General features: G+C 54.2%; 11 protein-coding genes. 9 read left to right on the forward strand and 2 right to left on the reverse strand.

The window, feature by feature from the left end:
* Positions 1 to 7: 7 nt before the first annotated feature.
* From AC0YNW_RS08495 to map, 8 genes are all read left to right on the forward strand, one after another.
* The gene (locus AC0YNW_RS08495; protein WP_475831569.1) at positions 8 to 1225 is read left to right on the forward strand and encodes an acetyl-CoA C-acyltransferase; all 1218 of its coding nucleotides are present in this window, start codon (positions 8 to 10) and stop codon (positions 1223 to 1225) included.
* Between the two features lie 55 nt (positions 1226 to 1280).
* A complete protein-coding gene (locus tag AC0YNW_RS08500; protein WP_475831570.1) occupies positions 1281 to 3089 on the forward strand; it encodes an acyl-CoA dehydrogenase family protein in 1809 nt (602 codons plus the stop codon).
* A 525-nt stretch (positions 3090 to 3614) separates the two neighbouring features.
* A complete protein-coding gene (locus AC0YNW_RS08505; protein WP_475832188.1) occupies positions 3615 to 5384 on the forward strand; it encodes a long-chain-fatty-acid--CoA ligase in 1770 nt (589 codons plus the stop codon).
* Positions 5381 to 5818: a PaaI family thioesterase gene (locus AC0YNW_RS08510; protein WP_475831571.1), complete on the forward strand. Its 438-nt coding sequence runs from the start codon at positions 5381 to 5383 to the stop codon at positions 5816 to 5818. Before AC0YNW_RS08505 ends, AC0YNW_RS08510 begins: the two co-directional genes overlap by 4 nt.
* Positions 5819 to 5990: 172 nt before the next feature.
* A complete protein-coding gene (locus AC0YNW_RS08515; RefSeq protein ID WP_475831572.1) occupies positions 5991 to 6191 on the forward strand; it encodes a hypothetical protein in 201 nt (66 codons plus the stop codon).
* Positions 6192 to 6369: 178 nt separating this feature from the next.
* Positions 6370 to 6558, forward strand: a complete 189-nt coding sequence (locus AC0YNW_RS08520) for a hypothetical protein (RefSeq protein WP_119597648.1) — start codon at positions 6370 to 6372, stop codon at positions 6556 to 6558.
* Positions 6559 to 6728: 170 nt separating this feature from the next.
* Complete coding sequence (locus AC0YNW_RS08525; RefSeq protein WP_387470461.1) at positions 6729 to 7754, forward strand: NAD(P)/FAD-dependent oxidoreductase; 1026 nt, start codon at positions 6729 to 6731, stop codon at positions 7752 to 7754.
* A 134-nt stretch (positions 7755 to 7888) separates the two neighbouring features.
* Positions 7889 to 8641: a type I methionyl aminopeptidase gene (map, locus tag AC0YNW_RS08530; protein WP_475831573.1), complete on the forward strand. Its 753-nt coding sequence runs from the start codon at positions 7889 to 7891 to the stop codon at positions 8639 to 8641.
* A 73-nt stretch (positions 8642 to 8714) separates the two neighbouring features.
* Here map and AC0YNW_RS08535 read toward each other — a convergent pair whose 3' ends face one another.
* Positions 8715 to 9587, reverse strand: coding sequence for an arylamine N-acetyltransferase family protein (locus AC0YNW_RS08535; RefSeq protein ID WP_475831574.1), 873 nt, complete (start codon positions 9585 to 9587; stop codon positions 8715 to 8717).
* 144 nt (positions 9588 to 9731) lie between these two features.
* Here AC0YNW_RS08535 and pdxR point away from each other — a divergent pair, with 144 nt between their 5' ends.
* Positions 9732 to 11162 carry a MocR-like pyridoxine biosynthesis transcription factor PdxR gene (gene pdxR, locus AC0YNW_RS08540; RefSeq protein WP_475831575.1) on the forward strand — a complete coding sequence of 477 codons (1431 nt, stop codon included), beginning with the start codon at positions 9732 to 9734 and terminating at the stop codon, positions 11160 to 11162.
* Between the two features lie 100 nt (positions 11163 to 11262).
* Here pdxR and AC0YNW_RS08545 read toward each other — a convergent pair whose 3' ends face one another.
* The gene (locus AC0YNW_RS08545) at positions 11263 to 12684 is read right to left on the reverse strand and encodes an alpha/beta hydrolase family protein (RefSeq protein WP_475831576.1); all 1422 of its coding nucleotides are present in this window, start codon (positions 12682 to 12684) and stop codon (positions 11263 to 11265) included.
* Between the last annotated feature and the right edge of the window lie 63 nt (positions 12685 to 12747).

A 12747-nucleotide genomic window follows, 5' to 3' on the forward strand; every position in this document is an offset into this window, starting at 1 on the left:
GAGTGCGATGAGCAGGCAGGAGAGATTTGCGCCGCATGAGCGGGATGCCGTTATCGTATCGGCAGTCCGAACGGCGGTGGGAAAGGCATCAAAGGGAAGTCTCGCGGAGACCAGAGCGGAGGATCTGGGAAAGGCCGTCATTCAGGGTGCGCTGGAGCGGGTACCGAATCTGCCGAAGGAAGCCATTGAGGATGTCATCTTCGGCTGCGCGATGCCGGAGGGTGAGCAGGGGCTTAATGTAGCGCGCGTCATCTCGCTGTACGCAGGCTTGCCGGTAACGACGCCGGCAGTGACGGTGAACCGGTTCTGCGCGTCGGGGCTGCAATCGATCGCTTATGCGGCGGAGCGGATCAGGCTTGGCGAAGCCGACGCCGTGATTGCGGGCGGTGTCGAGAGCATGAGCCATGTGCCTATGACCGGCTTCCGGCTGTCGCCGCATCCCGGTATCGTAGATGCGATGCCAGAGGTGTATATGGGCATGGGGCATACGGCAGAGGAGGTTGCCCGCAGGTACGGCGTATCCAGAGAGCTGCAGGACGCCTTCGCTGCATCCAGCCACCAGAAGGCGGCTACAGCGATTGCTGCCGGGCTGTTTCAAGCGGAGATTGTGCCGATTACGGCCAGCCGGTCCGGCACGGATGACAGCGGACGCCCTTGGCAGAAGATGTTCAACTTCGCGATTGACGAGGGGGTAAGGCCGGAGACGACGGTACAGACGTTGTCGTCACTAAAGCCTTCTTTTGCAAGAGAGGGGACGGTTACGGCAGGCAACGCATCGCAGATGAGCGATGGGGCGGCAGCTGTTATCGTCATGAGCCGCAGCCGCGCAGAGGAGCTTGGGCTGAAGCCGCTCGCCGTATTCCGCAGCTTCAGCGTAGCGGGGGTAGCGCCGGAGATTATGGGCATCGGTCCGATCGAGGCGGTCCCGAAGGCGCTTCGGAAAGCGGGCATTACGAAAGAAGACGTTGATCTGTTCGAGCTGAACGAGGCATTCGCCGCCCAATGCGTGCCTATCATTCGCGAGCTGAGACTTGATCCGGAGCGGGTCAATGTGAACGGAGGCGCCATTGCACTCGGCCATCCGCTCGGCTGCACGGGCGCCAAGCTGTCTGTATCGCTGATCCATGAATTGGGGAGACGCGGAGGAGGCATTGGCGTCGTGACGATGTGCATCGGCGGCGGTATGGGAGCGGCCGGGGTACTGGAAGTGTACGCAGGGCAGTAGGGATTAGGACGAAGAGAGCGTCCTTTATATTGCTAGCTATAGGGAGGGCATTGGCATGACGGATACGAGACGATTCGGCGGACGGTTCATAATCGAGGACAGCAAGCCGGAAGCGGTCGTGACGCCCGAGGATTTCACGGAAGAACAACGATTAATGCATGATGCCGCCATGCAGTTCCTGGAGACAGAGCTCGTTCCGAAGGATGCGGAGATTGAGGCGCTGAATTATGAGCTGACGGTGGAGCTGATGCGGAAGGCAGGAGAGCTGGGGCTGCTCGGCGCCGATATCCCGGAGGCGTACGGCGGCATCGGGCTGGATAAGGTCAGCACGACTTTGCTGGCGGAGACGCTGGCGCGTTCCTCTTCCTTCGCGCTGTCGGTAGGCGCGCATACCGGTATCGGGACGCTGCCGATCGTATTTTTCGGAACGCCTGAACAGAAGAGCAAGTATTTGCCGGACCTCGCTACGGGAGCGAAGATTGCGGCCTACTGCCTGACAGAACCTGCATCGGGCTCCGATGCGCTTGGCGCCCGGACAACAGCGAAGCTGTCAGGTGACGGGAACCATTATATTCTGAATGGCTCCAAGCTGTATATTACGAACGCGGGATTCGCTGACCTCTTTATCGTCTATGCAAAGGTGGATGGCGAGAAGTTCACTGCTTTTATTGTTGAACGGGAGACACCGGGGTTCAGTGTCGGTCCCGAGGAGCATAAGATGGGCATTAAGGGATCGTCAACCTGCCCGCTCTTCTTCGAGGATGTTGCCGTTCCAGTCTCCCATGTGCTGGGAGAGGTAGGGAAGGGACATCATATTGCCTTCAATATCTTGAACATCGGACGCTTCAAGCTGGGTGCCGCATGTCTCGGTTCTTCCAAGGAGACGATCGAGCTCGCTTCCAGCTATGCCAACACGCGCAAGCAATTCGGGCAGGCGATATCGAGCTTTCCCCTGATCGCCGCGAAGCTCGCGGATATGAATATTCGCACGTTCGCGCTGGAGAGCCTGCTCTACCGCACAGCGGGATTTATCGATGATACGCTCAGGCTCTCCGATGAGGAAGCGGGAGAGGAGAGCGAGTCGTCAGCCGCCGACGCGGGCAGAAGAGCCGCCAAAGCGATCAGCGAATATGCGATTGAATGCTCGATGGTGAAAGTATTTGCTTCGGAGACGCTGGATGCCGTCGTTGATGAGGGGGTGCAAATTCACGGAGGGTACGGGTATATCCGGGAATACAAGGTAGAGCGAATCTATCGGGACTCCCGTATTAACCGCATATTCGAAGGCACGAATGAAATCAATCGCATGCTTATTCCCGGCACGCTGCTGAAGAAGGCAATGAAGGGCGAGCTTCCGTTGCTTCAAAGCGCCCAGGCGCTGCAGGGCCAGCTATTGCAGCCGATGCCGCTGCCGGCATTCGGCGGGCCGCTGGAGAAGGAAGCCTACCGGGTGGGCCAAGCGAAAAAAACATTCCTCGCCATCGGCGGGCTGGCTGTTCAGAAGCTTGGGCTTCGGCTGGAAGAAGAGCAGGAGGTGCTATGCGTATTAGCCGACCTGATGATACAGACATTCGCAATGGAGAGCGTCTTGCTGCGGGCGCAGAAGTTGCTGGGCAGGAACGAAAGCAAGGACGCGGAGCAAGCGGGGCTTGCGCAGGCGATGACCGAGGTATTCATTCAGGAGGCGATGGAGAAGGTAGAAGGTCTTGCCAAAACTGCGCTAGCTGCACTAGAGAGCGGAGATGGCTTGCAGATGCAGCTGTCCGTCTTGAAGAAGCTGATGCGGGCGCCGCTCGTCAATACGATCGCACTGAAGAGGGAGATCGCGGCCCGAGTGATTCGAAGTGAGCAATATGTCGTGTAGAGGGGGAGAGCCAGCATGGAATCGCATAGACCTGAAGACCCGCTTGTACCCGCACAATCGCCAGCTGAGGAGGAGGAGGCCGGAGCCGAGGAGGAAGCACGCTCCGAAGGGCTTCCGCAGACCGCCTCCGCTATCGAATCAGAGCCTGCACAGCCAGCGGAAGATCATGTGACGGATTCTGGGCATTTTGCGCAGGATGTTAAAGCTCATTCGCCACGGGAAGAGGAGCCATCCGGTCTGAGTGAGGAAGAGCCGGTCAGTGATTATGAAGAAGCGCCGCAAGAGCCGGCGGCAGCATCAGACGAGGAGCCGGAAGTGACTGGTGACCTGAGAAGCGATCAGCCGCCGCTGGAATTGGAACGGAACGAGGTTCCTCCTCAGGAGCCTGAGCAGGAAGCGGTTCAAAGGGATGTTCATCAACAAGAGCCAGAACCGGATGTGATTCCGAGTGAGGCATCCCATGCAGAGCCATACCATGATCCAGGAAGTGAAGCGCAGACGGAGGTTGCGGAAGGTTTGGAGGAAGTGACGGAACCAAAGACTGGCGATGGGGAAAGGCAAGAAGAAGCAGAGCAGCCCTTTGTACGCCCGTGGCTGAATCATTATCCGGAGGAGGTTCCCTCAACGCTTGCATATCCAGACTGCAGTATAGGGCAGTTTCTGACGGATTCGGCGAAGCGGTTCCCGGAGCATGATGCCGTGTACTTCATGGGCAAGACGGTGACCTACCGCGAGCTTCACACATCGGCCACCCGAATAGCCAAGGAGCTGGCGGTAAGAGGAATAGGCAAGGGAGATCGTGTTGCGATAATGCTTCCCAACTGTCCGCAGGCAGTGATCGCCTATTATGCGGTCTTGTTCGCGGGAGCAGTAGTCGTCCAGACGAATCCGCTGTATGTAGAGCGGGAGCTGGAGCATCAGCTAAAGGATAGCGGCGCTTCCGCGATTATTACGCTTGATCTCTTCTATGACCGATTGTCTCGCGTACGGGGCGAGAATCCAGAGGAAGGGCCTATTCCTGAGCTGAGACATATTATTGTGACTTCACTTAAGGACGGCCTGCCGTTTCCGAAAAACATGCTGTATCCCATCAAGCAGCGGAAAGAGGGCTTTCGCTCCATTATCCCATATGGGAAGCAAGGGGTTATCGCATACCGCAGCTTGCTAAAGGGAACGGGGCCCAATGTGAGCTTGCCGGAGCAGGGGAAAGGCGATGAGCTGGCTGCTCTGCAATATACGGGAGGCACGACCGGGACGCCCAAAGGCGTCATGCTGACGCATGCCAACTTCGTTGCCAATACATTGCAGACCTCCGCATGGTGCTATAAGGCTGGGGACGGCAAGGAGAGATTTCTTGCCGCGCTGCCGCTATTCCACGTATTTGGCTTAACGGTTGTGATGAATATGTCTGTGCTGAAGGCTGGAACGCTGATTCTGCTGCCGAGGTTCGAGACTGAGACGGTTCTGAAGACGATAGCCGAACGGAAGCCTACTATTTTCCCGGGAGCTCCTACGATGTATGTTGCCCTAATTAATCATCCCAATGCTTCAAAATTCGATCTGTCTTCCGTTAACGTCTGCATTAGCGGCTCCGCTGCATTGCCGCTTGAGGTACAGGAGCAATTCGAGGCGCTAAGCGACGGGCGGCTGATTGAAGGCTACGGCCTGACAGAGGCAACGCCGGTGACGCATGCCAATCCGATATGGGGGAATCGGAAGATCGGAACGATTGGCATCCCGTTCCCGGATACAGACGCCGCTGTCATGGACCCGGTATCCGGCAAGTTGCTCCCTTCGGGAGAGCTCGGCGAGCTGATGATACGGGGACCGCAGGTGATGAAGGGCTACTGGAACCGTCCCAAGGATACAGAGGACGCGCTTCGCAATGGCTGGCTTCGGACGGGTGATCTTGCGACGATGGATGAAGACGGTTATTTTACAATTATGGATCGGATTAAGGATGTCATTATAGCAAGCGGATTCAACGTCTATCCGAGAGAGGTGGAGGAGGTTCTGTTCGAGCATCCTGCCGTTCGGGAAGCTGCGGTGCTTGGTGTCAAGGATGGCTATAGAGGGGAAACGGTAAAGGCTTATATCGTCCTGAAGGAGGGCTGGCAGGTGTCGCGCAGCCAGCTTGACCGCTGGTGCCGGGAGCGGCTGGCGGCCTTTAAGGTGCCGCAGTACTATTCGTTTAGGGAAACGCTTCCAAAGACGATGGTCGGCAAGGTGCTCAGGCGCAAGCTAGCTGAGGAAGAGTTGGAATCGGACGATGCTTTGGGGGACGATAAGGAATGAAGGAGATGGATGAGAAATGGTTTCGGCAGCAGGCGGATGATGCGGGGCAGCTAACGCGTCTCGCCGAACGCGCTCAGGAGACGTTCTGGGGACTGCTTGGCTGCGAAGTCGTAAAAGCGGATGGGAATAAAGCGACGATTTGTCTGGATCTGATTCCATCCCATCTGAATTTGCTTGGTATTGTCCATGGCGGCGTGCTCATGTCGCTGATGGATAATGCGATGGGGCTGGTAGTGATGCTGGTGGAGACGACGGGGCGGACAGTAACGGCTAATATGAATACGCATTTCCTCGCCAGTACATCAAGCGGATTGCTGCTGTGCGAAGCGGAGCTATTGCATCGAAGCGGCAGAACGCTTACGCTGCAGGCAGAAGTGAAGGATGAGGATGGAAAGCTGCTCGCCTGGGGGAGCGGATCGTACCGGCTCATTTAAAGGGTGTTACGATGGAAATGGAAGTAACCAAAGGAAAGTGGCATTGGTTGCCAGTTATTTTCAGATTAGATATAATTGTAGCAAATATATGGAAACAAAATTGTGCAGTTTGTATATCAAGCCAGTTGAAAATGTAACCGATAATAAGGTTAAAGGAATGGAGGGCGGGGAAATGGAGCCGAGTTGGATTACAACGCTGTTATTAGTATTCGGCATTGCGGTAGGCGTCGTTGGCGTTATCGCGTATTTGCGAATGCTGCGTAAGGAAAAATTGGCAGTGATAGTCCAATCCAGCGCCGATTCCCCGCCTTCTGACGGCCTTTCCGGCGATCAACAAGCCAAATCCGAAGACGAATCTACAAAGGGAACATAATTGTTCACTTTCTTATTCGGAGTCAAAATGATATAATAGTAAGAAAAATGAAAACATTGTGACTCATTGGCCATGGAGTTGCCTGCACCGAAGGGGGTTCTTTGCGGTGTAAGAGCCGCATACGTTCTCGGATACTGCTGTTTAGGACGACCATCCATCGTATAAGGGAGGAGATTTCATGGCGAAACATAGCCAGAATGAAGTCAAGGAAAGCCTGAAAGAACTTACGAGAATTTTCCAGCCTAAGGACCCGCGGAAATTTGTGAAGGATTATATTCGCAAATACCGCATCACAGGCGGGTATGAGGATGAGCTAACGTCTTTGGTGGAGGATGAGCTAGGCAGAATGAACTCCTCGGTCGGATGAGATTAACATTTCGAGGCTTTGTTTCCCAGGTTGGGGAGCAAGGCCTTTTTGTTGTTCAAAAAAATTTTCTGGTTAAATTGAGAATTGCTATCAACTCAGGTATAGTATAGATAATGATTATCATTACCGTACAGAGAAGCGCAGGTGGATATGCGCCATGGGAGGAAGACATGAGAGAGCTTTACGATGTGACGATTATCGGCGGCGGACCCGCCGGCTTATATACGGCATTTTACAGCGGCATGAGGGAGCTGAAGACAAAGATTATCGAGGCCCAGGATCAGTTGGGCGGCCGGATGCTGCTGTATCCGGAGAAGATTGTGTGGGATGTAGGCGGCGTGCCGCCGATTCGCGCGGAGAAGCTGCTGGAGCAGATTATTCAACAAGGCATGACCTTTGATCCGACGCTTGTGATGAGCGAGCAGATCGTCGGCCTGGACCGGCAGGAAGACGGGACGTTCATTCTGACGGCGGCGAGCGGTCAGCTTCACTATACGCGTGCCGTTATTATGGCCTGCGGCTATGGCATTCGCAAGCTGGCGAAGCTTGAGATTGAAGGGGCCGATCGTTACGAGGTGACGAATCTCTACTACACGGTGCAAAATCTGGAGACATTTCGCGGCAAGCGCGTCCTCATCTCCGGCGGCGGAGATTCGGCAGTCGATTGGGCGAATGAACTGGAGAAGGTGGCAGCCAGCGTCACGGTTGTTCATCGCCGGGACAGCTTCGGAGGATTGGAGCGCAACGTTACGATGATGAAGGAGTCTTCGGTTGATGTCCGGACGCCTTACGCGCTCCATGCTTTGTATAGTACAGATGGGCAGTCGATCGGCCAGGTGTTAATCAAGCATATCGAGACAGAGGAAGAGATCCGACTTGATGTCGATGCTGTCATCGTCAATCATGGGATGAGGTCGGACTTCGGGCCGATTCGCAACTGGGGCTTTGATATGGGGGAATGGAAGGCGAATGTCACTTCGAAGATGGAGACGAATATTGCCGGGGTGTTCGGAGCGGGTGATTTTGTCGGTCACGACAGTAAAGTTGGATTGATCGCGGGTACGTTCACAGATGCCATTGTTGCTCTGAACAGCGCTAAGGTATATCTGGAGCCGGAAGCGAATCCATACGCCTATGTATCTTCCCATAATGACCGGTTCAAAGAGAAGAACAAGCTGCTTGAGGTGCATGGTTAGGTTTGTTTTGATCCAAGTTCTAGAAACTTTTGCGGAATCGCCGCCAATGCCTTGCATGAGTTCTTCGTTCGTGGAATAGGGTATAGCATATACTCCCAATTTCTGTTATCCACGACTAAGAAGGAGGTACGCACATGGCGGTGGAATTAAAGACCCGCGAACATATCAGGGGGATTCGCAGGGCAGGAAGGATCGTTGCGGCATGCCATAAGGCATTGTCACAGCGACTTGCTCCAGGGGTGACGACAAGGGAGATTGACCGGTTCGTTGAACGGTTCATGCTGGACCGCGGCGCCACACCTGCGCAGAAGGGGTACAAAGGCTACCCGTATGCGACTTGCGCGTCAGTCAATGATGTGGTCTGCCACGGGTTCCCCGATACGGAGCCGCTGGAATCCGGGGATATTGTGACAATTGATATGGTGGCCGACGTGAACGGATGGAAGGCGGATTCCGCCTGGACGTATATTATCGGAAGGTCGACCGCTGCGACGGAGAAGCTGCTGCGCGTGGCAAAGCAAGCGATGCAGGAAGGCATCAAGCTGGCTCAGCCGGGCAATTATATCGGAGACATCGGGCATGCGGTGCAGGTGCGTGCGGAACGGGAAGGCTATAATGTCGTTCGCATGTTCGTGGGTCATGGCATCGGACGCCAGATGCATGAATATCCCAATGTCGAGCATTACGGACCGCCGGGACAGGGTGTCAAGCTGGAGGAAGGCATGGTGCTTACAATAGAGCCGATCATTACATCCGGCAAGGCTGATGTCTATATTGCCCGCGACGGCTGGACAGCCCGCACGATGGACGGCTCATGGTCCGCGCAATTCGAGCATACGATTGCAGTTACGAAGGATGGGCCGATTGTGCTCACGCGCTGGGATTAAGGATGAATTGACAGCTTTATCTATACATGAATATAACCCGCTATTGGCGAAGACGCCGACAGCGGGTTTATTATTATGACTTCGCAGCTTCTCTCTGCCGCTTCCACTCTTCATGCAACTTAACGTTCTTCTTCCACAACGCATCACGGGCTGTCTGATCGTAGGCGACCAGTTTCTCACCGAAGACATCGCCGAGTACGTCAAGCCATTGCGATTGTGTCTGAAGCTCGATCTTCTTGATTCCGTGCTCGTCCCGCTGTGCCCACACACAGCCCCGAAGCTCGTTGCTGCCGCCCGCATGCCGATGGCGAAGCAGGAAGGTATTGACCCAAGGCGATTCCGGCGAGGTGCTGTAGTGCTTGTGCTGAGGAAGAAAAGCAGAGATATCGTCCATGACTTCAGGAGCGACGTCCACGCCTGAGAAGGTGGCATTCGGGTCATGCTCCAGCCGCCAGCCTCCCGCAGCGACTTCCGATTGGAGAAGCTTGTACGTGTATGGTCCTTGATGATAAACATCATGTACGAGCGGCAAAGGCTCATAAGGCATATCGCCCAGTCCGGCATCGATAATCCAGCGTGTCTCCTGTGATTGATCATCTGACAATGATACGGTAAGCGCAAGATGGAAGCCGTTCACGCGAGGCGCTTCCCCCATGGGCTGAACGCCTGCTCTATGCCAGGAGACGTCATAGCCGAGCGTGCGAAGCAGCAGGCTGAAGGCTCCGTTCAGATGAAAGCAATAGCCGCTGCGTCCGTTCAAGATCAGCTCCAGCGATTGCCTCGGATCGATGGATGCAGGACGTCCGGCGAAGATGTCGATGGACTGCCAGGATAGCTGCTCCACATGGGCGCGATGCAGCTGGAACAGGTAGGGGAGTGTAGGTTTATCTATATCGGAAAGGCTAAGGCGATTCAGATAGCCCCGCACTTCAGATGAAGTCAGCATGTTAAGTCCTCCTTAAAGACGTTAATGGTTAACGGTGTATAGAATCATTGTTGCGCTGTTAATCCTATTTTATAATGAATCTGACTCCTATAGAATGGTCAGAATTATAGTAATTAAAGAGACAGATTGAAGAGGGGACTTCATATGATTGAAGTGATTATATCCGATCAGTCCGATCAGCCTCAATATATGCAGCTGTACAATCAGCTCCGCAATCACATACGAAGCGGCATGATTCCAAACGGCACGAAGCTGCCGTCCGTCCGTTCGCTGCAAGCGCAGCTGAATTGCAGCAAGACGCCGATCGAGACGGCGTATCAGATGCTCACAGTGGAAGGATACGTCATGAGCAAGCCCAGATCGGGATTGTACGCCCTGTCGCCGAATCATACGGCCGAGATGAAAGGTACGCGCAAGCAAGGAGGTGTGAGGCAGCCAGCATCGAGCTCGCCGCTTAGAGACACGCCTGCACCTCTGCATTCAATTGAGATCGACTTCGATCCGGCGGCTGTAGATCGTGACTTCTTCCCCGTGCGCGCATGGAAGAAGGTGATTCACGAGACGCTGGAGGGCAGCGTAGGCAGCTATTGCGGCTATGGCGATCTTCAAGGGGAGTACGGCCTGCGCGTCGTGCTGGCTGAATATGTGGGGCAGGCGAGAGGTGTGGAATGTACGCCCGATCAAATCGTGGTCAGCGTCGGCATTGCCAACAGTATTCGAATGATAACCGCGCTTCTGGACGGCATCCGCAGCGTGGCGATGGAGGAGCCTGGTTTCCGTCGTGTACGTGAGCAGTTCCTGCATGAAGGGCTTCAAGTGGTTCCTGTGTCAGTAGGAGAAAAGGGCATTAAGGTTGAGGCAGTGAGACGCAGCGGAGCCGAGGCCGTGTATGTGACGCCTTCCCATCAGTTCCCCACCGGATGCGTAATGCCTTATGCGGAGCGGGAGAGACTGTTAGATTGGGCGAATGCGACAGGCTCCTATATAATCGAGGATGATTATGACGGAGAGTTCCGTTATCAAGGCAAGCCAATCCCTTCGCTTCAAAGCCTGGATCGCCATGGACGGGTAATCTATATTGGCACGTTCTCCAAAGCATTCACCCCGGCGCTGCGCATGAACTATATGGTACTGCCGAGGTCATTGTCATCCCGGTTAACATCCATCAGCCATCTATTGATGATCCCGTCGACGATCGACCAGCTTGCGATGAAGGCTTTCATTGAGCAAGGACACTGGTATCGCCATATTCGCCGGATGCGCAATGTGTACCGCAGGAAGCATCATCGGTTGATCGAGCTCTTGGAGAGCGGCTTCGGCGACCGGATTCGAATTACCGGGCATAGCGCGGGACTGCATCTGCAAGTGGAATTACGGACGGATTGCAAAGCATCCGAATTGATGGAGCTGGCAGCGCAAGCTGGTGTGCGTATCTATGATTTTCGGCAGATGTGGATGATGGAGGGGATAGTTGAAGGGAACTATCCGAATGTGTATTTCGGATTTGCGGGAATAAACGAGTCGGATATGGAAGAGGGAGTGAAGCGGCTTCAAGAAGCGTGGAGGGGAATATAATGGCCGGGCTTCTCTTCCCCGGCCTTATTGAAATTGCAGAGTGCTGCGGGGGACAGACATGCACTATGGCTTATCAGAATCCGCAGCTCTAAGCCATCTACTAGTGCTGCTTGAAGTTGATGGTCGGATATTTGGTTGCAATGCGGTTCATCGAAGCCTTTTTATCTTCTTTGATATACTGGTCGAAAAAGAGAAGGCAGATTTCGTTCGTGAGACTATGGTAATTTAATGAATCATGAGTCTTGGACGGCAGCAGCGGGGAAAACAAATTGAAGTCAGTAAAACTCATATGATTCGTCCCAGGAATCGTAACCGAATACCCCCCGCCAGTAAGCGCCGATTCTCTGCGCTTGCTGATTTCGATTAAGATTTCTTTTGTATCTTCAGGGAAATCAGATTCATTTATATGTGCATCATTGAAATACTTTTCGGTCTCATCCGCATTAAAAAGCATAAACGGCTTGCCTGCTCCGGTATCCGGAGCGAGGTCTCCATATAGTCCGCCGTCCAGATTGATCGCGGCTTTGAAGCGGTCATCCTTCATCAGGATCTGCATGGCAGTTGCGCCGCCGTAGGAATGGCCGAACATGCCGACTTGGCTCATGTTTATCTGGTTATAGAATAGACTGTCATGGTCCCCATTCCACTCTTCAAGCTGATCCATTACAAACTGGACATCTTCAACCCATAATGAAATATGGGAATCAAGCAGGGACAGTCCTGCATCCATCTGGGTGAGGGAGGGTGCGACCCGGCCATTGGATAATACCGTCGCCGCAGCATCGTAAGTATGATCGATAGAGGCAATCAAATAGCCATTGCTGGCGAGCTCTTCAAACTGGAATGTACTTGAATTGCGGTACGAGCCCATGCCATGCGAGAAGATGAGCAACGGCCAACCATCCTGCTGCTCCGATACGGCCGCCTCTACTCTGGCGTTGGTTGTGACTAGACCTAAATGCCCGAACAGGAAAGAGGGGAAGCCTTGAGTCTGGCTTAATCCGGCTGCAAGCTCCGCGGGATGCGCGACATAGGGCGCTTTGGACTCTGTGCTCCCAGTGCGGCTCGGATACCAGAGCTGTACGACCAGCTCTCTTTTGTCATCGGGATCATCGGTATAATGCTCTTCTCGATCGTCATCCATAAAGTAATAGGTAGCTGTCCCAATCTCATAGGGGCCTGTAGGCTTGCCGAAGGAGAAAACGGGAACGAGAATGGGCGGCAGGACCGCGGCTGCCGTATAGAGAAGGAGCAGGATGCCCTTGACCGATCGCATCTTCCACGATGAAGATACACTCACACGGTGAGGACGAATCAAGATGCGCAGCGCAATGATGAGGAGCGCTAAATAAGCGGGAACCATCTGCCACCTGTAGCCTTCTGTAAAAAGCTGCAACGCCGTCAGCAAGCCTGCCGCCCCTGCTAATCCCGCATTCCACTTTGTGAGCCCTCTGCTCATCCACATCAGACGAGCCAGTACAACAACATTTGCGATGATAACAATAGCTTCGAATGTTCTCATGATTGGTTCTCTCCATTATTTGTGTCGTATTCCAGTCTTGTTGCCAGCATAGCGCATGGTTTT

The organism is Paenibacillus sp. J31R120 (genome assembly GCF_056269225.1).